Origin of the sequence: Actinomadura sp. NAK00032 (assembly GCF_013364275.1) — a bacterium.
Lineage (GTDB): Bacteria > Actinomycetota > Actinomycetes > Streptosporangiales > Streptosporangiaceae > Spirillospora.
On sequence record NZ_CP054932.1, the window covers coordinates 7,149,799 to 7,171,788 of the forward strand.

20 protein-coding genes and 1 tRNA gene are annotated in these 21,990 nt (G+C 70.5%); 8 read left to right on the forward strand and 13 right to left on the reverse strand.

Annotated elements, in window-relative coordinates; all coding sequences use genetic code 11:
* The first annotated feature begins 76 nt into the window (after window positions 1–76).
* The gene (locus HUT06_RS32635; protein ID WP_176199210.1) at window positions 77–1,867 is read left to right on the forward strand and encodes a serine/threonine-protein kinase; all 1,791 of its coding nucleotides are present in this window, start codon (window positions 77–79) and stop codon (window positions 1,865–1,867) included.
* A 21-nt stretch (window positions 1,868–1,888) separates the two neighbouring features.
* Here HUT06_RS32635 and HUT06_RS32640 read toward each other — a convergent pair whose 3' ends face one another.
* Window positions 1,889–2,527 (reverse strand): LysE family translocator, encoded by a 639-nt coding sequence (locus tag HUT06_RS32640; RefSeq protein ID WP_176199211.1) that lies wholly within the window; start codon window positions 2,525–2,527, stop codon window positions 1,889–1,891.
* Window positions 2,528–2,717: 190 nt separating this feature from the next.
* Here HUT06_RS32640 and HUT06_RS32645 point away from each other — a divergent pair, with 190 nt between their 5' ends.
* A complete protein-coding gene (locus HUT06_RS32645; protein WP_217711558.1) occupies window positions 2,718–4,250 on the forward strand; it encodes a glycosyltransferase family 39 protein in 1,533 nt (510 codons plus the stop codon).
* A gap of 6 nt (window positions 4,251–4,256) precedes the next feature.
* Here the strand turns inward: HUT06_RS32645 and HUT06_RS32650 are convergent, their stop codons facing one another.
* From HUT06_RS32650 to HUT06_RS32670, 5 genes are all read right to left on the reverse strand, one after another.
* On the reverse strand, window positions 4,257–4,883 hold the full coding sequence (locus HUT06_RS32650) for a DUF1444 family protein (RefSeq protein ID WP_254715501.1): 627 nt from the start codon (window positions 4,881–4,883) through the stop codon (window positions 4,257–4,259).
* A gap of 70 nt (window positions 4,884–4,953) precedes the next feature.
* Window positions 4,954–6,459 (reverse strand): cobyric acid synthase, encoded by a 1,506-nt coding sequence (locus HUT06_RS32655; protein WP_176199212.1) that lies wholly within the window; start codon window positions 6,457–6,459, stop codon window positions 4,954–4,956.
* Window positions 6,456–7,361, reverse strand: coding sequence for a cobalamin biosynthesis protein (locus tag HUT06_RS32660; RefSeq protein WP_176199213.1), 906 nt, complete (start codon window positions 7,359–7,361; stop codon window positions 6,456–6,458). The genes HUT06_RS32655 and HUT06_RS32660 overlap by 4 nt, the downstream gene beginning before the upstream one ends.
* Window positions 7,336–7,923 (reverse strand): phosphotransferase, encoded by a 588-nt coding sequence (locus tag HUT06_RS32665; RefSeq protein WP_254715502.1) that lies wholly within the window; start codon window positions 7,921–7,923, stop codon window positions 7,336–7,338. Before HUT06_RS32665 ends, HUT06_RS32660 begins: the two co-directional genes overlap by 26 nt.
* Window positions 7,924–8,040: 117 nt before the next feature.
* A complete protein-coding gene (locus HUT06_RS32670) occupies window positions 8,041–9,282 on the reverse strand; it encodes an IS256 family transposase (protein ID WP_176194839.1) in 1,242 nt (413 codons plus the stop codon).
* Window positions 9,283–9,674: 392 nt separating this feature from the next.
* Here HUT06_RS32670 and HUT06_RS32675 point away from each other — a divergent pair.
* A tRNA-Arg gene (locus HUT06_RS32675) sits at window positions 9,675–9,751 on the forward strand.
* A gap of 194 nt (window positions 9,752–9,945) precedes the next feature.
* Here the strand turns inward: HUT06_RS32675 and HUT06_RS32680 are convergent.
* The 3 genes from HUT06_RS32680 to HUT06_RS32690 form a co-directional block, all read right to left on the reverse strand.
* Window positions 9,946–10,644: a tyrosine-type recombinase/integrase gene (locus HUT06_RS32680; protein ID WP_302931853.1), complete on the reverse strand. Its 699-nt coding sequence runs from the start codon at window positions 10,642–10,644 to the stop codon at window positions 9,946–9,948.
* Window positions 10,645–10,996: 352 nt separating this feature from the next.
* Complete coding sequence (locus HUT06_RS32685; RefSeq protein ID WP_176199215.1) at window positions 10,997–11,149, reverse strand: hypothetical protein; 153 nt, start codon at window positions 11,147–11,149, stop codon at window positions 10,997–10,999.
* A 100-nt stretch (window positions 11,150–11,249) separates the two neighbouring features.
* Window positions 11,250–11,549 carry a DUF6247 family protein gene (locus HUT06_RS32690; RefSeq protein WP_176199216.1) on the reverse strand — a complete coding sequence of 100 codons (300 nt, stop codon included), beginning with the start codon at window positions 11,547–11,549 and terminating at the stop codon, window positions 11,250–11,252.
* A 593-nt stretch (window positions 11,550–12,142) separates the two neighbouring features.
* Between HUT06_RS32690 and HUT06_RS32695 the strand changes: the two genes are divergently transcribed.
* Window positions 12,143–13,042, forward strand: a complete 900-nt coding sequence (locus HUT06_RS32695; RefSeq protein ID WP_254715819.1) for an alpha/beta fold hydrolase — start codon at window positions 12,143–12,145, stop codon at window positions 13,040–13,042.
* Window positions 13,043–13,656: 614 nt separating this feature from the next.
* On the opposite strand, the gene HUT06_RS32700 is transcribed toward HUT06_RS32695, so the two are convergent.
* The 3 genes from HUT06_RS32700 to HUT06_RS32710 all read right to left on the reverse strand — a co-directional run bounded on the left by HUT06_RS32700 (window position 13,657) and on the right by HUT06_RS32710 (window position 18,344).
* The gene (locus tag HUT06_RS32700) at window positions 13,657–15,498 is read right to left on the reverse strand and encodes a serine/threonine-protein kinase (RefSeq protein ID WP_176199217.1); all 1,842 of its coding nucleotides are present in this window, start codon (window positions 15,496–15,498) and stop codon (window positions 13,657–13,659) included.
* Between the two features lie 941 nt (window positions 15,499–16,439).
* Window positions 16,440–17,045 carry a dihydrofolate reductase family protein gene (locus HUT06_RS32705; RefSeq protein WP_176199218.1) on the reverse strand — a complete coding sequence of 202 codons (606 nt, stop codon included), beginning with the start codon at window positions 17,043–17,045 and terminating at the stop codon, window positions 16,440–16,442.
* Between the two features lie 132 nt (window positions 17,046–17,177).
* Entirely contained in the window at window positions 17,178–18,344 is a 1,167-nt protein-coding gene (locus HUT06_RS32710) for an FAD-dependent monooxygenase (RefSeq protein ID WP_176199219.1), read from the reverse strand.
* 42 nt (window positions 18,345–18,386) lie between these two features.
* Here HUT06_RS32710 and HUT06_RS32715 point away from each other — a divergent pair, with 42 nt between their 5' ends.
* Window positions 18,387–18,968 (forward strand): TetR/AcrR family transcriptional regulator, encoded by a 582-nt coding sequence (locus HUT06_RS32715; RefSeq protein WP_176199220.1) that lies wholly within the window; start codon window positions 18,387–18,389, stop codon window positions 18,966–18,968.
* Window positions 18,969–19,003: 35 nt separating this feature from the next.
* Here the strand turns inward: HUT06_RS32715 and HUT06_RS32720 are convergent, their stop codons facing one another.
* Entirely contained in the window at window positions 19,004–19,633 is a 630-nt protein-coding gene (locus HUT06_RS32720) for a TetR/AcrR family transcriptional regulator (protein ID WP_217711559.1), read from the reverse strand.
* Window positions 19,634–19,741: 108 nt separating this feature from the next.
* Between HUT06_RS32720 and HUT06_RS32725 the strand changes: the two genes are divergently transcribed.
* Genes HUT06_RS32725 through HUT06_RS32735 form a run of 3 tightly spaced genes read left to right on the forward strand, consistent with a single transcriptional unit; the run spans window position 19,742 to window position 21,969 of the window.
* Window positions 19,742–20,575, forward strand: a complete 834-nt coding sequence (locus tag HUT06_RS32725; protein WP_176199222.1) for an NAD(P)H-binding protein — start codon at window positions 19,742–19,744, stop codon at window positions 20,573–20,575.
* A complete protein-coding gene (locus HUT06_RS32730) occupies window positions 20,572–21,063 on the forward strand; it encodes a nuclear transport factor 2 family protein (RefSeq protein WP_176199223.1) in 492 nt (163 codons plus the stop codon). Before HUT06_RS32725 ends, HUT06_RS32730 begins: the two co-directional genes overlap by 4 nt.
* Before the next feature lie 21 nt (window positions 21,064–21,084).
* A complete protein-coding gene (locus tag HUT06_RS32735; RefSeq protein ID WP_176199224.1) occupies window positions 21,085–21,969 on the forward strand; it encodes an alpha/beta hydrolase in 885 nt (294 codons plus the stop codon).
* The last annotated feature ends 21 nt before the right edge of the window (window positions 21,970–21,990 follow it).

Sequence of the window (21,990 nt, forward strand, 5' to 3'; positions counted from 1 at the left end):
GGCGGGAACGGATGCACCCCCCGCCAACGTCCGAAAGACTGAGTGCGCACACGCCATCGGCTTCCGGGAGACGTCCATGCAGGCCCCCCTTCGCGACCGCGACCCGCGCCGGCTCGGCCCGTACCGGCTGACCGCACGGCTCGGCCGGGGCGGCATGGGCACCGTCTTCCTCGGCGAGGACGCCGTCGGCCGGCGCGTCGCGGTCAAGGTCATCAACCCGGAACTGGCCGACGACGAGGCGTTCCACGACCGGTTCCGCCGCGAGGTGACGGCCGCGCGGCAGGTCAGGCGGTTCTGCACCGCCGCGGTGCTGGACGCCCGGCTCGACGGCGACCCGCTGTACGTGGTGACCGAGTACGTCGCCGGGCCGTCGCTCGACGAGGCCGTCCGGGCGGGCGGGCCGCTGCGCGGCGGCGACCTGGAGGCGCTCGCGGTCAACATCGCGACCGCGCTGAGCGCGATCCACGGCGCCGGGATCGTGCACCGCGACCTCAAGCCGTCCAACGTGCTGCTGTCCCCGACCGGGCCGCGCGTGATCGACTTCGGCATCGCGCGGGCGCTGGACGCGGGCGACGGGCCGACCAGAACCGGCCAGTTCATCGGCACTCCCGCCTACATCGCGCCGGAGTTGATGCACGGGCAGGAGATCACCCAGGCCGCCGACGTGTTCTCCTGGGGCTGCGTCGTCGCCTACGCGGGGACGGGACGCGTCCCGTTCGCCGGCGAGACGCTCCCGGAGATCATCAACCGGGTGACGTCCGCCGACCCCGACCTGGACGGGCTCGACCCGGCGGTGCACGACCTCGTGGCGCGCGCGCTGGCGAAGGACCCGTCCGAGCGTCCGACGGTCAAGCAGCTCATCCGGTCACTGACCGGCGAGGACGCGCCGGTCGAGGCGGCGCCGGTCGAAGCTGCGTTGCCTGAGGAGCCGCCGGCTGAGGAGGCGCCGGTCACGGTGCCGCTGCCTCCGGCTCCGGCTCCGCGGCCGACCGCGGTCGCCGCCGACCCGCCCACGCGTCCGGCCCCGACCCCGGCCGCGGCGCCGACCACCGTGCCGCCGTTCCAGGCCCCGCCGACGGGCCCGTCCGCGATGCCGGTCCCGCCGGGGGCGCCGCGCCCGTCCCGTCGCGGCGGGCACCGGCGCGCCGTCGGCCTGACGGCCGCCATCGCCATCGCCGGCCTGGTCGGCGTCTCCGGCTTCCTGGGCCTGCGCGGCCTGGCCGACGAGAACGGCGAGCCGGGCAGCGGCGACGGCACGGGATCCAGCGCGGTCGCCGCGAACTTCCGCAACGGGCCGCCCGACGACGATGACAAGGTCTTCGACGACAACTTCAGCGAAGAGGACTCCGGCTGGAAGACGGCCGCCACCCCCACCTGGGACGCGTCCTACCGCGACCGCAGGTACGAGCTGCACGTCCTCCCCACGACGATGTCGACGGCCGTCGACGCGCCGGTGCGGGACGTGCCCAAGTCGCAGCTCATCGAGGTCAAGGTCGAGTCCGTCGAGGCCGGCGGCGAGGCGGGGGTGTACTGCCGCGGCCAGGCCGAGGGCTTCGCGTTCCTGATCCACCCGGAGAACGGCGTGGCCCGGATCGCCCGGCTCGGCACCGAGCGGATGCGGACGCTGGCGATCAACAAGGTCGACCTGCGCGACGGCACGAACCGCGTCCAGGCCGCCTGCGTCGAGGGCGACGGCGACACCGTCCACCTCGGGATGTGGGTGAACGGCCGGTCGGTGGCGTCGTCCATCGCCACTCCCGGCGCGGGCGATCCGCAGACCCCGAGCGGCCTCCTCCTCTACCGTCCCGAGAAGGCGACGGGATGGCCCGAGGCGGTCTTCGACGACTTCTCCCTCTGCTCGGTCTGAGCCGGGGCGGGAGCGCCGGGGTCAGTCCTTGCGGCCGGTGGCGGCGACGGTCACGCCGAGGCCGATCATCATCAGCCCGCCGGTGCCGCCGATCGCGGCGAGGCGGCGCGGGGAGCTGGCGAACCACTCGCGGGCCGTCCCGGCGGCGATGCCCCACACGCTGTCGCAGAGCAGCGCGATGACCGCGAACACCGCGCCGAAGACCAGCATCTGCAGGGTGGCGTGGCCGTGCTCGCGCACGACGAACTGCGGCAGGACGGCGGCGAAGAACACCGTCGTCTTCGGGTTCGTGATGCCGACGATGAAGCCCTGCAGCAGGGCCCGGCCGCCCGTCCGGCCCGACTCGTCCGCGCCGATCGTCTCCTGCAGCGAGCGCCGGTGCCGGATGGCCTGCACCCCCAGGTAGACGATGTAGACCGCGCCCACGATCTTCAGCGCGGTGAACACCACCGCGGAACGCTCCACGATCGACCCGACGCCGACCGCGACGGCGGCGGTCAGCGCGAGCGCCGCGAGCACCCCGCCGACGACGCCCGCGAGCGCGGTGCGGCGCCCGTGCGCCAGCGCCCGGCCGACGACGAACAGCACGGACGGCCCGGGGATCACGATGATCGCCAGCGCCATGGCGGAGAACGCCAGCAGTTGATGCAACGAGACCATGGAGCGCACATTACGGAGCACTCCCGACATCTCCCACCGATTTTCCGCTCCCCGCCTCGGCACCTCCGAGGGCTCCGGGACCCAGGACCCGTGGGCAGCGCATGCCCCGGTGACGTGCGGGCGGCGGTGTCCGGGGTCGGCCGGAACGAAGATCGTGACTTATGTCATATTCGCGACATAGGTTTGGATCATGACCGCCCCTGCCGCCGCGGCGCCGCGGCCCACCAGGCTCACGCCCGCCGCGCCGGCACCGGCCTGGCGGCCGGTCCTGCTGATCGCCGGGGCGCTCGGGGTGCTCCTCCTCGTCCTCAGCACGCGGTACGGCCACCACCGCGACGAACTGTACTTCCGGGTCGCCGGACGGCATCTGGCCTGGGGCTATCCCGACCAGCCGGCGCTGCTGCCGCTGCTCGCCCGGGCGATCACGGCGGTGTTCGGCGACTCGCTCGTCGCGCTGCGGGCCCCGTCCGCCCTGTTCGCCGCGGCGGGCGTGGTGGTCGCCGCGCTCACCGCGCGGGAGATGGGCGGCGGACGGCGCGCGCAACTGCTGACGGCCGCGTCCTACGCGGTGTGCCCGTTCGCGGTCGCGGCCGGGCACCTGTTCTCCACGGCGACGCTCGACCTGCTGCTGTCCACGACGGTCGTGTGGCTGACCGTCCGCTGGGTGCGGACCCGCGACCAGCGGCTGCTGCTCGCCGCCGGCGCCGTGACGGCGCTGGCGCTGAACGTCAAGTACCTGGTCGTGTTCCTGCTCGCCGCGCTCGTCGCCGGGCTGCTGCTGTCGGGGCCGCGCGAGTTCCTGCGGCGCCCGATGCTCGCCGCCGGGGCCCTCGTCGCCGTCCTCGCGGCCGTCCCCGGGCTGGTGTGGCAGGCGCGGCACGGCTGGCCGCAACTGGAGATGGCGGACGCCATCGCCGACAAGGGCGACTTCGGCGGGCGGCCCGGGTTCATCCCGTTCCAGATCCTGCTGACCGGCGTGTTCCCGTCCTGGCTGTGGATCTACGGGCTGTGGCGGACGTACCGGTCCGCCGACCTGCGGCCCTACCGGTTCCTCGGGCACGCTTACCTGCTGCTGAACGTCGTGTTCCTGATCACCGCCGGCAAGCCGTACTACCTGAGCGGGCTGTGGGCCGCGCTCTGGGCGGCCGGCGCCGTGGAGATCGAGCGGAACGGCGCCCCGCGCGGCTTCGGCCGGCTCGCGTCCGCCCCCATGTACGCGGTCACCGCGATCACGACCGTGCTGCTGACGCTGCCCGTCTACCCGGTGAAGTGGCTGGCCGACACGCCGCAGCCCGCCGTCAACGCCGACTCGGCCGAGACGGTCGGCTGGCCCCGGTTCGCCGCGCAGGTCGCGGACGTCTACCGGTCGCTGCCGCCGACCGAGCGGTCCGCGGCCACGATCGTCGTCAGCAACTACGGCGAAGCCGGGGCACTCGACATGTACGGGCCCGGCCTCGGCCTGCCCCGCGCCTACAGCGGGCACAACGGCTACTGGTACTTCGGGCGTCCACCGGAGACCGGCGGCCCCACCATCGTCGTGGGGCCGGACAACGTCGCCGAGGGCGCCGGGCTGCGGCGGTTCTGGTCGGACGTCCGTCCCGTGGGGCGCGTCGACAACGGCGTCGGGCTCGACAACCAGGAACAGGACAAGCCGATCTGGGTCTGCCGCGGGCAGCGCGCCCCGTGGCCGCAGCTGTGGCCGGAGTTCAAGCAGCTGTCGTGACGGGCGTCAGCCGGACAGGACGTCCCAGACGCCGCCGCGCCGCACCATCAGGTTGTGGGTGAGCAGGCTCCCGGCGGGCACGTCCCAGCTCGGGTCGGCGTTGTCGCGGTCTTCCGCCCAGACCTGCGCGACCGCCCAGCGCAGCTTGTCGACGCCGTCGGGATGGCCGGTACCGGACGCCACGAACACGTCCCGCGCGGGGACCGCCACGACCAGGTCGCCCTCCACGTCCTGCGCCAGCTTCTCCAGGAACCCGTCGTCCAGCAGCAGGCCGGCCTCCAGGGTGCCGCGCCCGGCCGTCCCGCCGAGCGACACCGTCACCGCGCGCACGTCGGGGTACCAGCTGAGGCTCAGCTCCGGGCGCAGGTCGCGCAGGTTGATCACCGCGCGGCGGCGCAGCTCGTCCGGCCCCACCCCGAGCTCGGCGCAGTGCCGGCGCGCCACGTGCTCGTAGCGGCGGCCGGTGGGGGCGCCCTCGTCGGCGATCTCCAGCGCGTACGTGACGTACAGGTCACCGGCGAACGGGTCGCGGACCGGCTCCTCGTCCGCGGGCAGCGGGAACTCCAACTGGACCTCGGCCGGCACCCGCGCCTTCATGAGCGGGACGATCAGACTGGACCGCGGGTCGGACACGGGACGATCCTCCTGGTACCTGTTGCGGCCTGAGTGGATCACCCTACCGCCGCTCCGGGACCGCCCGCGGTCAGCTCGGCCGGCCCGCGGGCGGCGCCCCGCCGGGCGGGACGACGGGCAGCCCCGCCGGGGCGCCCTTCTCGATGATCCGCCAGACGGCATCGGTGTCCAGGTGCTCTTCGACGAGGTCGCCGAGCGCGTCCAGGGTCGCCTCTCTCAAGGCCGCGAACGACACATCCGGGGCCGGGATGAAATCCCTTTCCGCATGGCGGGCCACGTCCTGGAGGAACGCCCTTCTGAACCCGTCGTTCTCCATGGCGCCGTGCCAGGTCGTCCCCCAGACCGCGCCGTTTCGGCAACCGTCCAGAAACGGCTCGCCCTGCGCCGTCACAACACCATGGTGGATTTCATAGGCGTGGACGTCCTCACCGTAGGCTTGGCCAGTGGGCCGCCCGAGGATCTTCTCTTCCCCGAACTCGACCTTCGCCGGCAGCAGACCGAGCCCCCGCGCCGTTCCCCTCTGCGACTCCACGTGGTCGACGATCTCCTCGGCGAGCATCTGGTAGCCACCGCAGATGCCGAGCACAGGCCGCCCTTCCGCGGCCCGCCTGCGAACCTCGTCGGCCATTCCCCGGTCGCGCAGCCATTCGAGATCGCTCACCGTGGCCCTGGTACCCGGCAGGATGACGAGATCGGCCTCGACCAGATCACCGACGCTCGCCGCGTACCGGACGATGACGCCCGGCTCGCACGCCAGCGCGTCCAGGTCGGTGAAATTCGAGATGCGCGGGAACCTGACAACGGCGACCCGCAGCGTCTCTTTCCCGTACGGGCCCCTGGCATCGGGCCTCGGCGCGTCCAGCGCCAGCGTGTCCTCGGAATCGAGATACAGGCCCAGCTTCCACGGCAGTACACCCAGTGTCGGCCGCCCGGTGAGGGCCTTCAACTGCTCCAGCCCCGGCTTCAGCAACTCGTACGCACCGCGGAACTTGTTGATGACGAACCCGGCGACAAGAGCCTGGTCTTCGGGCTCCATCAGCGCGACCGTCCCGTACAAGGACGCGAAGACACCGCCCCGGTCGATATCGCCGACAATCACGACCGGCACCTCGGCCGCCCGCGCCAGCCCCATGTTGACGATGTCCCCGGCCCGCAGATTGATCTCGGCCGGGCTCCCCGCCCCTTCGCACACCACCACGTCGTATTCGGACCGCAACTCATCAAGGCTCTCCAGCACCACACCTTTGAGCCATTCCTTGTGCTGCCCGTATTGCAGCGCGTCGACCTCCGCGACAGGCCGCCCCAGAACGACCACTTGGCTACGCCGATCGGTCCCGGGCTTCAGCAGTACCGGATTCATCACCGCCCGCGGCTCGACCCCCGCCGCCTGGGCCTGCATGTACTGCGCCCGCCCGATCTCCGCGCCATCGCTCGTCACCATCGAATTCAGCGACATGTTCTGGGCCTTGAACGGCGCGACCTTCACGCCCTGCCGCGCCAGCCACCGGCACAGCCCCGCCGTGACCACGCTCTTCCCCGCGTCGGACGTCGTCCCCGCCACCAGGATCGCGCTCACCGCAGCACCCCGATGGCCACCGCCGCGGCGAACGTCACCGCCGCCGAAAGCCGGACGGCCTTCCTGATGTCCTTCACTTCGGGCACCCCGCCGCCCCCCATCTCGGGCCGCCGTTCGACCCGGCCCCCATAGGCGTTGACACCGCCGAGCCGCACATCGAGCGCGCCCGCGAAAGCCGCTTCGACCCGTCCGGCATTGGGACTCGGGTGCTTCTTCCCGTCCCTCCTGAGCACCCGCCAGGCCCTCGGCCCGCCGCACGCCACGACCAATCCCGCGGTCACCCGAGCCGGCACCCAGTTGGCGGCATCGTCCAATCTCGCCGACGCCCACCCGAACCGCTCGTACCTCGGACTCCGGTACCCGACCATCGCGTCCAGCGTGTTGACGGCCCGGTACATCAGCAGCCCCGGAATGCCCCCGACTGCTCCCCAGACCAGCGGAGCCACCGACGCGTCCGAGGTGTTCTCGGCGACCGACTCCACGACCGCCCTGCTCAACCCCTGCGCGTCCATCCCCTCGGGATCCCGCGCGCACAAATGAGAAAGCCGCGCCCTGGCCGCCTCCACATCGCCCCGCTCCAGAACACGGGCCATGACGAGCCCTTCACGTCCCAGTGACGTCCCGCCGAGTACGGCCCAAGTGACCGCCGCGGTCGCGAGCCCATGCACCCCGAACCGCCGGCTCACCCGCTCCAGCACAACCCCGACGGCCCCCGCACCGCCCACGAGAACCCCGGTGTAGACAACTCCACGCCACCGGGAATCCGCATAGAAAGAACCCTCAACGGCCGAAGCCACACGCCCGAACCCCGCAACCGGATGCCACCGCCTCGGATCCCCGAGAAAGGCGTCCAGCACGACACCGCCCACAAGCCCCTCAGCAGAGCCGCGCATCAAGTTCATCCCAGTGCCTCTCCAGCCAGTCCTGCGCGCGCCTGATGCGCGGCCCGGCACCACCGTCCCAGATCCGCGCCCATCCCCCACCGCGCTGCGCCCTGGCCCGCATGGCCCGGTAGGAGCGCTCGAACCTCACCCGCGCCGTGGGCAGCACGTCCCGCCGCGACTCCCGCGCCAATCCGTAGGCGTCGCAGAAGACCTTGATCCGCCGCCCGACGTCGGCCCCGTACAGCAGGGCGTCCCGATCGGCCGGATCCTCGATCGGCCCCCAATGCCGCAATGCCGTGACGACATCGAACAACCGCGTAGTGGGCCGCGCCAGATCGAAATCGATCAGAGCCGCCGGCGCCCCGCCCCGGAAGACCACGTTCTCCGGCGTGACATCGCAATGCCCGACGATCTCGGGCTGCCCGTCCAGATTGGAGAGGTCCGCGTCCCACCCGGCGTCCGGCACACCGTAGGAGGCCACCGCGTCGTGGTAGCGCCGCAGCAGCCGCCCGACACCCCGCAGCGCGTCCTCCGAAACGACAGCGGCCGCAAGCGGCCGGTGCGGCACGTCACCGGGCACCCAGCTGAGCACCTCCCGCCCCCGCTCATCGACCCCCAGCACCCGCGGCGCCCCGTCGAGGTGACGTCCACTGGAGTGGTGTAAGAGTTGATCTTCGCGTGATCCTGTTTCTGCAGGTTAAGCGGTGAGTTCCTGCTGCTCGGTAGCGGGGTCGGGTGTGGTGCCGTCGATGACGCGCAGCCGGGCTTTGGCGAGGCATTCCGGGCCCATGTAGCGGCGGGCCTCGGTCCATTCGTCGGTCTGCTCCATCAGCACCGCGCCGACCAGGCGGACGATCGCGGCCCGGTCGGGGAAGATCCCGACCACGTCGGTGCGCCTGCGGATCTCCTTGTTCAGGCGCTCCTGCGGGTTGTTGGACCAGATCTGCCGCCAGAGCTGGCGCGGGAAGCCGGTGAAGGCCAGCAGATCGGGTCTGGCCTGGTCCAGGTGCTCGGCCGCGTCGGGGTGCTTGGCCTCCAGCGAGGCGACGACCCGTGCGTGCTGGGCATGGACCTCCTCGGCGGCGGGCTGGTCGAAGATGGTCCGCACCAGCGTCGCCACCCACGGCTGCGCCGACTTGGGCACCCTGGTCAGCAGGTTGCGCAGGTAGTGCGTCCGGCACCGCTGCCAGCCCGCGCCCGGCAGCGTCGACCCGATCGCCTCGACCAGGCCCCGATGCGCATCGGAGATCACCATCTGGACGCCCGACAGGCCGCGCGCGACGAGCCCGCGCAGGAAGGCGAGCCAGCCGGCTCCGTCCTCGGCCGAAGTGACCTCGACCCCGAGGATCTCGCGGTGCCCGTCGGCGTTGACCCCGGTGGCCACCAGCACATGCACGTTCACGATCCGGCCGCCCTCACGGACCTTCTGAGTCAGGGCGTCCACCCACACGAACGCATACGGGCCGCTCTCCAACGGCCGGTTCCGGAACGCCGCCACCTGCGCGTCCAGCACCTTGGACATCTCCGACACCTGGCTTTTGGAGATGCCCTTGATGCCCATTTGCTCCACCAGCTTGTCCACCCTGCGCGTCGACACCCCCAGGAGATAGGAGGTGGCCACCACCGAGACCAGGGCCTGCTCGGCCCGGCGACGCCGCTCCAGCAGCCACTCGGGGAAGTAGGACCCCGACCGCAGCTTCGGGATCGCCAACTCCACGGTGCCGGCGCGGGTGTCCCAGTCCCGGACCCGGTAGCCGTTGCGGCGGTTCACCCGGTCCTCTGAGCGGGTCCCGTAGTCGGCGCCGCAGACCGCGTCCGCCTCCGCCGACATGAGGGCCTCGGCCATCGTCTTGACCATCGACCGCAACACATCGGGCTCACACACCCCGATCTGCTCGGCCAGCCACCCCGCAGGGTCCACACTGTTGTCCACGGCCATCGCGTTCCTCTCCTTCTGATCTTGGTCGATTCGAAGGATCACGCGATGGCCGTCTCACGTCACGACGCCACGCCCTCTGACCAGGTCAAACTCATACACCACCTCCGTGGACGCAACCCCCGTCGAACCCCACCGCCTCCAGATGCCGCAGGACCCCGTGCACGGCAGGACTGTGCGCCCCGAGCGGCCTCCGCACCGTCTCCCCGACCCGCACCACGCCCTCCGACACGTCCCCACCGGAGAGCGGAACCTCAAAGTCCACTGCCACAGCACCCAAAGATAGAACCCGGAACACCCCCCACGCTCCGCTCACGCGTGGTAGCGGCGTTATAGATGTGGAGCTGGAGGACCCGCACCCTTACACTGTGTCCCGGCGTCCCGCCGGGCGCCGGGCGCCCGTAGCTCAGCTGGACAGAGCATCGGACTTCTAATCCGACGGTCGCGGGTTCGAATCCTGCCGGGCGCGCCATCTTGACCAGCCGATCAAGGCCCTGACCTGCGAGGACGTCTCTTGCGCCGGTTCGGCCGGATGCAGCCGAAGGCAGTCGCGCGGCACTGTTCCCGGAATATACGCGGAATGACTCGGGCCGCGTTTGCCCAGGTCAGCACGCAAGACAAGAGAGGCCCCGGAACACTCCGGAGCCCCTCCACCGCAGTTGCCGATCATGCCAACGCGTCCTCGATGCGCTGGTTGGCGACGTCTCGTTGCCCGTCTATGCACTTAGCGTAAACGCGCAACATTACGTCGACCCCGTGGCCAGCGCGTTCGGCCGCCTCAGGCGCATGGACGCCAGCGTTGAGCCAGAGCGACACCGCCGCATGGCGAAGGTCATACGGCCGCGCGGCCAACGGGGACTCGACCTGATCGGGAGTGAGGGCCAGGGCGCGAGCCTGCTTCCAGACTTGCGCGTAGGCCGAGCCGGAGAACGACCGGCCGCCATTGGTGACGAACAACCGCCCGTCCTTGGCCGTCCCGAAGGCGTCGAGGTGCTCCCGGAGAATCGCCACCAGCTCAGGCGGGACGGGGACCGGCCGGACGAGGTCATCGTCCCGATGCTTGAGACCCCGATCATCGAAGGTCTCCCCCGAGTCGGTGTATCGCTTGTTCGTCTGCGGCCGGGTCTTCTTGAGCGTGATCAGGCCCCAGCCAGTTGCCGGAAGTTCGCAGTCATGCCGCCGCAGGCCCGCAGCCTCAGCCGGACGCAGGCCGGCGAAGTACATGCACGCGAACATCGCCCGCAGCCGAGGACCGCGCGACCGGCCGACGTAGGAGACCGCTGTCAGCAGCTCCCGCGCTTGGGCCGGGTTGACGACGACTCGGCGATCAACGGCGCCGTTCTGCTTTGGCGGACGCCACTTCACGCGGTCGAGGGGCAGCGGCGCTCAGGCCGCTGCGCGGCCCCGCGCCAGGCCGCCCGGAGCATGCGGCGTGGGCGCCGGTCACCGGACGGCCGCGCCGGGCCGCGCATCGCGACACGTCCGCCGGCCCGCTCCGACCGGCCGCCACGGGGTACGCACCGCCGCGCAGAGCTGGCACCAGTCGACGTGGAAGATCCATCGACGGCACAGGGACGTTGCCACTTGGCGTGGAATGGCACAGGGTTCCCCCCGACCCGATGTCTTGAGGATGGCGGCGGAGGAACCTGTCAGCCGCTAGGTACAGCTCTCGTCGGGCGGGGGGGAGGAAGGTGAGGGAAGAACAGCGGCTACGCCGCTACCCCATCCACAGGATGTCGATGATGCGCAGCGTCTCAGCCTCGTCGTCGACCAGAAGCGTGAGCATGCCCTCGCCGTTCGCGCCGAAAAAGGCGTGTCGGATGGCTGTCTGACCTGGCCGTTCAGGCACCGCGTCCCACGGCGTTTCCAAGAGGTCGAGGAGGCGCTCAAGTAGTAGGCCGTGACGGACTTCGTTGGGAGCCCGTTCAGCTCGTACAGCGCGCGTCCGTGGAGGCCGTCCCAGCGGTACGTCACACCCGGCCTTCCCAGCCCGGAGGGGTGTAGCGGACGAAGCTGTCTTCCCTGCCCTGTAGGGCGTCCTGCACCGCCTCTTCGTAGCCGGGACGGCCGTAGGCGATGGCCCGCAAGCGCCACTGACGCAGCAGGGTTTGGACCTGCTTGAAGCGCGCCAGGTCGTGAGCCGCGTCGAGCGCCTCGTCATACTTGGCCCGGAACTGGTCACGATGCGTCGGCGGGAGCGCATCGAAGATCGCAGCCGGATCCTCGCCGGGATCGCGCGGCGCGGTCGGTTCCTCGGGCTGAGCGGTCATGATGTCCAATCTACCTGTGGCCCCCGTCGGGTGCGGAGACTCCCGACCGGGCACGGCCTCAGGAGCAAGATCCGGAGTACGTCCGGAATGATCTTGCTTGCCCGGTGACGTTGGTGGAGAGTCCGCGCAGGTGAGGCAGGGCACGGAGCCGACGTAGAGCATCGGACTTCCAATCCGACGGTCGCGGGTTCGAATCCTGCCGGGCGCGCCACCGTCTGCCCTGCGGTCTTACCGCTGCCAAGATCCACAATTCTGTCCCATTTCGTCCCCGAGGGTCGCCGTGCGCGGTAGGGAAGTCCGCGCCCCTGGAGCGATTGGGGCGCGGACACCCGCGCGTGAATCCGGTGGTCAGTCTGAGTGTCGGAGGCGACGGTGATCGACGACAGGCCCAGGCTCTCTTGAACGGCTTTGAGGTCGTGTCCGGCACGCCGCCTGGGCGTGCATACCGTTCATGAGGCGTCGCTGCCCCGCGCAGGTGATCGGCGGCTCTCATCCCCGTGCCCGCCTCCGTTACCCCATGGAGGCGGGCACAGTCGGGCTTGGCGCGCCTCAATGCTCCGAAAAGCGAATGCGTGGACGGTATGGCCGTGGCCATGCTGTCGGCCATGGCTGTTTACGTTGATGATCCCGTCCGGCTGGGCGAGGTTCGGCTGTCTGATGGACGGTCACTCGGCTGGGCGGAGTGGGGATCGCCGGACGGGATACCCGTTCTGCTGTGTGCGGGCGCGGCTACAAGCCGGTGGCTCGGCTTCGGCGGAGGTGTCGTCGAGACGCTCGGTGTGCGTCTGGTCTCCGTGGACCGCCCCGGGCTCGGTGTCTCCACACCTGCACCGGGGCGAACCTTCTCCGACTTCGCCGGTGACATGCGGCAGCTCTGCGTGCTGCGGGGGCTGGAGAACCCGGCCGTGGTCGCCAACTCACAGGGCGCGCCGTTCGCCATCGCCTGTGCTGAGGCGGGCGTCGCGTCGGCGATGGCCCTGGTCTCCGGCGCGGACGAGGTCGCCGCACCGCAGTTCGCGTCCGTCCTGCCGGCGGACCTGCGTGGCCTCGTCGAACGGGCCACGTCCGACCCGGACGGCGCCGAGGAGTTCTTCGCCGGCTTCACCGCCGAGGCCATGTGGAACATGGTCATGGCCGCAAGCCCGGAGTGCGACCTTGCCGTCTATCGGGATCCGGACTTCGCGGCCGCTTACCGCAGGGCCTTGGACGAGGGTTTCGCTCAGGGCGCCGCCGGTTACGCGCGCGACACGGTCCTGGCCATGGGGCGCTGGCCCTTCGTCTTCGACAAGATCAGTGTTCCAGTCGACATCTGGTACGGCGAGCATGACACCAGCCATTCACCCGACAACGGAGCATTCCTCGCCACCCGCATGACCACCGCTCAGCGCAGCGTGGTGCCGGGAATCGGTGGCGCGCTGCTGTGGACGCACGCCGAGCCGATCCTCACATCGCTCCTCGCAAAGGCCACCAACGACCAGTCACCGCATCCCTGAAGCCGTAGCCGTCGGGGATGCGGCTTCCAGCAGTCACCGAAGTGGCGTAAGCACTACTGGGAAAGGCTGAACACCAGCGTATCGCCAGGCCAGGACGACAGTCGCAGTCGTTAGGCTCGCCTCCGAGGGATGGTTTGGCCCACGGGTCGGGAGACTGCCGTGGATGAGCTCGACCTCGCGATCATCGACGCGTTGATCGCGGCATCCCGCACGGAGATCTGCGGGCCGCCTGTACGGATCGATTCAGTGGCCGCTGGGCGAAAACGCCGCCTGGACCGGCTGGTCGGAGCCCGCCTCCTCGACATCCGCTGCGACCTGGCGCGGGCCGTGGCGGGCTGGCCGGTCCTCGCCCTCGTGTGGCTGCGGGTGCCTGAGAGCTCCCTGCGGAAGGGGGCACCGAAGATCGCTGAGTGGCGGTGCTGCGCGCCGTTCGCGCGGACGAGCACCCCGGACCGGTCGGCGATGAACCGCTCCCAACTCAGCCTCACGATCACCAGTGCGAGTTGCAGGCGGGGCGATCGCTGCCGCGCCGTTTCCGTCCTAGGCCGTAGCCAGCCTGCGGTCCGGGTCGGCCCACGAGCGGGCGGTAGCGGTCGGGGTCAGCTTTGGCGCCTCTACTGGCGGATGGTGTCCGCTTCTTGTCGCACGGGTGCCGCCTCGGCATGGCGGTCCAGCCTATTCAAGGTGTGGCCGAGGTTGCTCAGCAATTGGGCAAGATCAGGCCGGTAGCGGTCAGGATCGGCCTCGGCCAACCGCCGATAGACGGCGACCGCCTCCTGCTCTACAGGCAATTCCTCAGCGAAACGATCCAACCTATACAACGTGTGACTGAGATGGCTCAGCGAGTACGCGAGATCAGGACGGTAGCGATCCGGATCGACCTCAACCAACTCCCGGCAGATAGCGACCGCCTCCTGCCTCAAAGGCAAAATCTCAGCAAAACGCTCCAGCCCATAAAGCGTATGACCGAGATCGTTCAGCGCCTGGACGAGATCCGGACGGTACCGGTCAGGATCGGCCTCGGCCAACCGCCGATAGACGGCGACCGCCTCCTGTCGCACGGGTGCCGCCTCGGCATGGCGGTCCAGCCTATTCAAGGTGTGGCCGAGGTTGCTCAGCAATTGGGCAAGATCAGGCCGGTAGCGGTCAGGATCGGCCTCGGCCAACCGCCGATAGACGGCGACCGCCTCCTGCTCTACAGGCAATTCCTCAGCGAAACGATCCAACCTATACAACGTGTGACTGAGATGGCTCAGCGAGTACGCGAGATCAGGACGGTAGCGATCCGGATCGACCTCGACCAACTCCCGGCAGATAGCGACCGCCTCCTGCCTCAAAGGCAAAATCTCAGCAAAACGCTCCAGCCCATAAAGCGTATGACCGAGATCGTTCAGCGCCCGGGCGAGATCCGGACGGTACCGGTCAGGATCGGTCTCAGCCAACCGCCGGTAGAGGGCGACCGCCTCCTGCTCGGGAAGAGGCGCGGCAGCACGGGACGACTGGGTCCGCCCCCGGTCATCTGGGAGGGGTCCGGTGCCGTGCAGGAGGGTCAGGTCGTCGGTGAAGTTGAGGGTGTCGGCGCAGGTCGCGGATTGCTGGTCGGCGGATCGGCGGGCCTGGGCGTTGAGCTTGGTGTCGGGACCGGTCACGGTGGTGAGCAGGTCACGGATCTGCGGGACGGACAGCCGATCGGCGGGGTCTTTGCGCAGCAGTCCGCTGAGGACTTGGGCGAGTGGCCCGCCGCATGTGGGTGGTGCGGGGTCCTGGGTGGCGATGGCGACGAACAATGCCCCATGCGTCGGGGCGGTGAACGGCCGGCGGCCTTCCACCGCCGCGTACAACGTGGCGGCGAGTGACCACAGGTCCGAGGCGGGAGTGACGGTCTGGCCGGCTATCTGCTCAGGGGACATGTAGGCGGGCGTGCCCAGCACGCCGCCAGTGCGGGTGAGGGTGGCATCACCCTCCAAGGCCGCGATGCCGAAGTCGGTGAGGACGATCCGATCGCCCTCCAGCAGCAGGTTGGCCGGTTTGACGTCGCGGTGCACGATCCCGTGCGCGTGTGCGGCCGACAGCGCCTCCAACACCGCCAACCCGATGGCGGCGACCTGCTGCTCGGGGAGGGCTTGCCGTTCGGTCAGCAGGTGATCCAAGGACTGCCCTTGGATCAACTCCATGACGATCCACGGACGGCCGTCCTCGCCCATCACCCGGTCGTAGACGGTGACGATTCCCGGGTGCCTCAGCCGGGCGACGGTTCGGGCTTCCCGCCCCATCCGCGCATACCACACGCGCCGTTCCTGCTCGCTGACCTGCTCGGGAACCCACAGTTCCTTGATGGCCACCTCACGTTCCAAGCCGGTGTCATACGCGCGCCATACCGCGCCCATCCCGCCCTGCCCGATCCGCCCCAGTTTCCGGTACCGGCCCGCCAGCACACCCTCGCTATCCCAACCCACGATCGGAACATACCCTCAACGAACAGGCTATGGGCGAACCGATAAGGATTCGGCCACACCCCAAGGCGCTCGACACCAGGTCAGAGGCCAAAATCCGGAACGAGCCGCTCGATCCGGACCGAGTCTCTCCTTCACCGCCTCACTTCCGGCAAGGGAGGCGGGAACCAAGAGCGTTACCGGCCCTGCGATGGGCCCAGGCGGCCCTGTACCGCGGTGCCATGATGGGGAACGACGAGCGCCATCCTCTTGGGGAGTAGCTCCAAATGAGCGCATTGATGGACGCGGTGACCCGGCGAGTCCGCCCCGATCACCGGATGGTCGGAATCGCTGACGCGGTCGCTGAGAGGGCCCGGGAGTCCACCGTGCCCGGAGAGGGTTTCCTTGGGGTCGGCCCCAATGGGATCCTCGTCGCCACGGGCCAGGATGGGATGGACGTGCAACTCCGGGTGGAGGTGTGGGAGGGGCCGCCCCCACCGCCCTCCGATCACTCAAGCGGCCCGGGGGCACGCACGAGACGACCTGGGCCCCGCGGCGGCCCCAACTCCAAAAAGGAGAAGCACGGCCGCAAGACCCGGGCGGCGTCTCTCGGCACCCGATCCCTCAGTGGAAGAAATGCTGGAACGCGAACGCAAGCTCCCCTGAAGCCCCGGCGATCCACAGGCCGCCCACCGACGTCGCCGCAAGCGCCCAACGGCTGTTTTAAGAACGTCGGCGAGTGCGCCTTCGGAACAGTTGAGGCATGACCGGTTGCGTAATGCTCATCTGGGTCGGCCCGGCCGGCGGACTGCCGCTGCTCCTCTACTTGCCGATGTCGCGTCGGTCGGCGGTCGGGGAGCGTTGCGGGTCGACCTGCTCGACGTCGCACGCCGGCTGCATGCCCCTCGCGCTCAGCCGATCAAGGTCTTGCTCCGGGCCTGGTGGTGTGGGCGTCCGGGGGGATGTCAGGCGAGGGTGGCGAGGGGTGGGTGGTCGAGGACGCGGGGCTTGTACTCGACCAGTTGGATGCGGCCGTCGAAGGTGCGGTGGTCGGTCATCTCGAGGGCGACGTCCGGGTAGCCGTCGTAGATGCGTTCTTCGCCCGTGGCCCCGGTGATCACCGGGAACATCACGACCCGGAAGCGGTCGACGAGTCCGGCTCGTAGCAGGGACCGGCACAGGCTGAGGCTGCCGATCGTGCTGAGGAGCCCCGAGCCGCTCGACTTCAGGGTGCGGACCGCCTCGACGGCGTCGTCGCGGACGAGCGTGGAGTTGGCCCACGTCAGCGGGTCCTCGAGTGAGGAGGAGAACACCACCTTGGAAGCTTGCGTGAGCTCGTCGACGGACGCCTCCTCCTCGGGCCTGAACTCGTCCTGGCCACTCGGGACGTCGCCTGCGGCGAAGCCCGACATCAGGCGGTAGGTGTTCGCGCCCATCAGGTAGGTGACCGCGGGCTGCTCGCCCAGCCATGCGAGGTACTCCGGGCCCTCGAGGCCCCAGAACCCGGGCCACCCCTCTCCCGATGCATAGCCGTCGAGGGAGGTGATGAAGTCGACGAGAAGCTCCGACATGGCGGTGTCCTTTCCTAGGCGTCACGAGCTTGGACCTGCCCGGAGCCGCAAACTCATCGGCGGAGCGGCACTGCTTCGGAGTTGTGCACCGCCGCGAGGCGGGCGGGACTGCCCCGAAAGGCGCGAGAGGTGCTAGGCGTGCCAGATGGCGGCGAGCTGCCGGGTGGCCAGGCGGGCTGGGATCGCACGGAGGAGGGTGTCGCGCATCCAGGCGGCGGCTCCGGTCTGGGAGGTCAGCCGGGACTGCCGTTCAGCGGCTCGCATCAGGCGGTTGGCGCGTGGGCGGCGCTGGGCGTCGTAGCGCAGCAGCCGCTCGGCCGCTTGCGCGGGCTCGGCTTCCGTGAGGTGGCGGGTGAGTGAGGCGGCGTCCTCGAAGGCCTGGCTGGCGCCCTGCCCGAGGTCGGGCGTCATGGCGTGTGCGGCGTCGCCGAGCAGCGCGATCCTGCCGGTGGCGAACGTGGGCAGTGGTTCGGCCAGGCAGGCGATCGGGTCGACGTAGACGTCGTCGGCCGCGGTGGCCGCCAGCAGTGCGGGGACGGCCGGGTGCCAGTCGGCCGTCAGCGCCAGCATCAGCTCACGGGCCTGCTCCGGCTCCGGGAGGGTTTCGGGCAGCGGAGAGTCGGTGAACCAGTACAGCCCGTCGGCGCCGAGGGGGAACAGCCCGAACATCGCACCGGTGCGCCGGTCGATCAGGATGCCGGCCAGCAGTTCCTCCACGTCCGGCTCCGCGGGGCGGGGCAGGGTGCCGCGCAGGTCCATGCGGCCGATCCTGCGCAGGCCGGGGTGGCCGGGGAACAGCCGGCCGCGCAGTTCGCTGCCGATCCCGTCGGCCGCGATCACCACGTCCGCCTCGTCGACGCGGTCGCCGTCGCCGAACACCGCCACCGCGTCCGCGCCGGCCTCCAGCCGCGAGATCGGTGTCGCGGTCCGCACCGCGCCGGCGGGCAGCGGGGCGCGCAGGGCGCGGTGCAGCCGTGTCCGGTCGGCCACGACCATCGACCCGACCTGGCGTTGCGCCTGCGCGGCGTCGGTGATCAGCAGCGGCCGTCCGCGCCAGTCGCGCAGCCCTCCGGTGCGGGCGGGGGCGGGGCGCGCTCCGCCGATGTCATGGGTGTCGTAGCCGAGTTCCGCCAGGGCCCGCAGCCCGTTGGGCATGATCACCACGCCGGTGCCCGCCTCGCGGAGCTCGGCGCCCCGCTCGTAGAGGACGACCTGGTGCCCCTGACGGTGCAGCCCCACCGCCGCCGTCACCCCGCCCAGCCCCGCACCGACCACGATGACGCGCATGCCGTCCTCCATTCACTACGATCGTACTACTACGAATATTGGTAGCATGGTGTCGTGCCGCCCACCAACCTCGCCCGCCGCCGAGCCCTGACCGACGCCGCCATCGCCCTGCTGGCGGCCTCGGGAGTGCACGGTGTGACCCACCGGGCGGTGGAGAAGCAGGCGGGGTTGCCGGCCGGCACGGCGTCGAACTACTTCCGCAGCCGCGAGGCCCTGCTGGTGGCCGCGGCCGAACGGGTGGTCGAGCTGCACCTGGCCGACATGGAGCAGGCGGCCGGGCACCAGCCCGCGGGCGGCGCCGACCTGGTGGAGATGCTGACCGAGTCGTTGTTCACGGCGGCGACCGCGCTGCGCGACCGCTATCTTGCGATCTTCGAGCTGCAGCTGGAGGCGGTGCGCCGCCCGGCACTGGCCGCGGCGCTGGCGGGGCTACAGGAGGCCGCGGTGCGTTTCACCGCCGGGCACCATGACCAGCTGGGGCTGAAGATCGCACACGAGAAGGTCCCGGCACTCATCGCGCTCTACGGCAGCGCCCTGTTCACCCTGGTCAGCGCACCACCAGGCGCCGTCACCCGGCCCTTTGTCAAAACCATCGTCGACACCATGGTGCACGGCTCGGCCGTATCGGATCCCTAACGCCGCCCGGACGGCATGGGCTTCTGGGCCAGGGACTACGCGCGGTAGTGGTCGAGGAACATCGCGACGCCGCTGGTGATGAGGTGGTCGGCGGTCTTTTCGTCGATGGGGGTGCCGTAGGTGGCGTGGACGAGGTGGGGGTAGAGGGTCAGGGAGTAGAACTGGATGATCGCCAGGTCGATGTCGGGGATGGTGAGGACGCCCTGGTCGATCTGGCGGCGCAGGGCGGCGGCGAACAGGGAGTTGAAGTGGCCGGGGCCGCTTTCCTGCCAGGCGCGGCCGAGTTCGGGGAAGCGGCGCTGCTCGTAGGTGACGAGGGCGCGGAGTCTGAGGACCTCTGGTCTGGTCATGTTGTGGTACCAGGCGCGGGCGGTGGCGGTGAACATGTCGCGGACGTCGTCGTCGCGGCGCAGGCATTCCTCGGCGTAGGCCAGTGATTCGCCCAGGGCGCTTTTGAGGGCGTCGCCGATCACGGCGGCGAACAGTTCTTCCTTGCCGGTGAAGTGGTTGTAGATGGTCACCTTGGACACGCCGGCCCGTGCGGCGATGGTGTCCATGCCGGCTTCGAAGCCGTGCTGGAGGAACACCTGGCGGGCGGCGTCGATGATCGCGGCCCGTTTGCGTTCCGCGCGCTCGCCGGTGGGGGTCCGTCGTCCTTCGGTCACGGCTGCCAGCATAGGACCAACTGAACTGTACCGTTGTGTTCATGTGTACTGATCCGTATAGTTCAGTGGCCATCGGGGGCGATGGTCCTCCCGAGAGGGGAGCACGAAATGATCTTTGTTGCGGGCGCCACCGGCAACGTGGGCTCGGAGGTCGTGCGCGCGCTGGCGGCGGCCGGCGCGCCGGTCCGGGCACTGGTGCGCGACCCCGAGCGGGCCCGGCTGCCGGACGGGGCCGAGGCGGTGTCGGGAGACCTCGACCGGCCCGGCACCCTGACGGGCGCGTTGAAAGGCGTGCACGCCGCGTTCCTGCTGCCCGGCCACGCCGACATGCCCGGACTGCTGACCGAGGTCCGCCGGGCCGGCGTGGAACACGTCGTCCTGCTGTCAGGCGGCTCGGCCGGGAGCGGCGACATGACCAACGCGGTCACGCGCTACATGGCACAGTCCGAGGCGGCCGTCCGGGAGTCGGGGGTGCCGTGGACGTTCCTGCGGCCGAGCGGCTTCATGTCCAACGCGCTGCGGTGGCTGCCGCAGATCCAGGCGGGCGACCAGATCCGGGTCCCGTTCCCGACCGTGGCGGTGGCCTGCGTGGACCCGTTCGACCTCGGTGCGGTCGCGGCGCGGGCACTGCTCGGCGACGGGTACCGGGGCGAGATCCTCTGGCCGACCGGACCGGAGGCGCTGCTGCCCGCCGACCAGGTCGCCGTCCTCGCCAGGGTGCTCGGACGCGACCTGCGCGCCGTCGGCCTGTCGGACGAGGAGGCCCGCGCCGAGATGTCCGCCGCCATGCCCGCGGAGTACGTCGACGCGTTCTTCGACTTCTACGTCGACGGCTCGCTCGACGAGTCGATCGTCCGCCCGACCGTCCAGGAGGTCACCGGACGCGCACCCCGGACCTTCGAGCAGTGGGCGAACGCGCACGCCGACGGCTTTCGCCGGTGACCACGGCGATCAAGCCCATGCCCCCGCGGCTGCGGCGTCTGCTCGTCGCGTCCGTCACCGTCGCCTTCGCTCTCGCTCCCGCGGCGGGCTGCGGCGACGCCGACGCGCCGGCGGCGGCGGGCCCGTCCTCGACATCTGCGCCGCCCCCGCGCGAGGGAGCGGTGCCGGGGCTGCTGCGGCCGGTACGCGCCTATGTCGACGCCGTCGCGGGCAAGGATCTCGACGCGCTCGCCGGAGCGTTCGCCCGGGACGCCGTCCTGATCGACGTCGGCCGCCGCTTCAACGGCCGCGACGCCATCCGCGCCTGGGCGGACGCAGAGGTCATCGGCGGGACCCTCACGGTGAGCGAGATCGTCGAGAACCGGCCCGGCCATCAGCGCCTGCTGGTGCGCTTCGCGCCCGGAGGCACCGGCGGCTTCGCGGCCCACTACGCCTTCACCGTTTCCGGCCCGGTCATCACCAGGGCCGAACTCACCTACGCCGACTAGGCCGATGAAAGGGAATGCCTCATGACCTCCCGCCAGAAGGTCACCTTCTCCAGCGAAGGCGCGACCCTGACCGGGCATCTGTTCCTGCCCGACGCCGCCGCCCCGGCACCCGGCATCGTGGTCGCCGGGACCTGGACCAGCGTCAAGGAGCAGATGGCCGACCGGTACGCCGAACGCCTCGCCGACCGCGGATACGCGGCGCTGTCGTTCGACTTCACCGGCTTCGGAGAGTCCGGCGGCGAGCCCCGCGACGTCGAATCACCGGAACTGAAGATCCGCGACATCCGCGACGCCGTGACGTTCCTTGCGGGGCATCCGGGCGTGGACGGCACGCGCCTCGGCGCGCTCGGAGTGTGCGCGGCCGCGATGTACATGAGCGCCAACGCCGCCGACGATCCCCGCGTCCGGTCCCTGGCACTGGTGGCTCCCTGGCTGCACGACGCGCGGCTCTGCGCCGAGAACTACGGCGGTGACGACGGCGTCGCCAACAAGATCAGCGCCGCGGAGAAGGCGCACGCCCGGTACCGCGAGACCGGCGAGGTCGAGTACGTGCCGATGGTCAGCGGCACCGACCCGCGCGCCGCGCTGCCCATGGACGTCGACTTCTACCTCAACCCCGACCGCGGCGGCGTCCCCGCCTGGCCCAACCGGTTCGCCGTCATGGCCTGGAAGGGCTGGCTGACGTTCGACTCCATCGCCCTGGCCCCGCGGATCACCGCCCCCACCGTCCTCGTGCACAGCGAGGACGCCGCCATCCCCGACGGCGCCCGCCGCTTCCACGACGGCCTCGCCGGCCCCAAGGACCTCGTGTGGACGGACGGCGTCCAGTTCGACTTCTACGACCAGGAGCCCCAGGTCACCTTCGCCGCGGACGCCGCGGCCGCCCACTTCACCGCCACCCTCTGACCCGCGGGGCATCCTCCGTGA

Bases quoted from the DNA above. Each gene is read 5' to 3' on its own strand.
- HUT06_RS32635 (WP_176199210.1), top strand. From the start codon at position 77: ATGCAGGCCCCCCTTCGCGACCGCGACCCGCGCCGGCTCGGCCCGTAC.
- HUT06_RS32640 (WP_176199211.1), bottom strand. From the start codon at position 2,527: ATGGTCTCGTTGCATCAACTGCTGGCGTTCTCCGCCATGGCGCTGGCG.
- HUT06_RS32645 (WP_217711558.1), top strand. From the start codon at position 2,718: ATGACCGCCCCTGCCGCCGCGGCGCCGCGGCCCACCAGGCTCACGCCC.
- HUT06_RS32660 (WP_176199213.1), bottom strand. From the start codon at position 7,361: ATGAACTTGATGCGCGGCTCTGCTGAGGGGCTTGTGGGCGGTGTCGTG.
- HUT06_RS32670 (WP_176194839.1), bottom strand. From the start codon at position 9,282: ATGGCCGTGGACAACAGTGTGGACCCTGCGGGGTGGCTGGCCGAGCAG.
- HUT06_RS32690 (WP_176199216.1), bottom strand. From the start codon at position 11,549: ATGACCGCTCAGCCCGAGGAACCGACCGCGCCGCGCGATCCCGGCGAG.
- HUT06_RS32695 (WP_254715819.1), top strand. From the start codon at position 12,143: ATGCTGTCGGCCATGGCTGTTTACGTTGATGATCCCGTCCGGCTGGGC.
- HUT06_RS32705 (WP_176199218.1), bottom strand. From the start codon at position 17,045: ATGTCGGAGCTTCTCGTCGACTTCATCACCTCCCTCGACGGCTATGCA.
- HUT06_RS32710 (WP_176199219.1), bottom strand. From the start codon at position 18,344: ATGGAGGACGGCATGCGCGTCATCGTGGTCGGTGCGGGGCTGGGCGGG.
- HUT06_RS32725 (WP_176199222.1), top strand. From the start codon at position 19,742: ATGATCTTTGTTGCGGGCGCCACCGGCAACGTGGGCTCGGAGGTCGTG.
- HUT06_RS32735 (WP_176199224.1), top strand. From the start codon at position 21,085: ATGACCTCCCGCCAGAAGGTCACCTTCTCCAGCGAAGGCGCGACCCTG.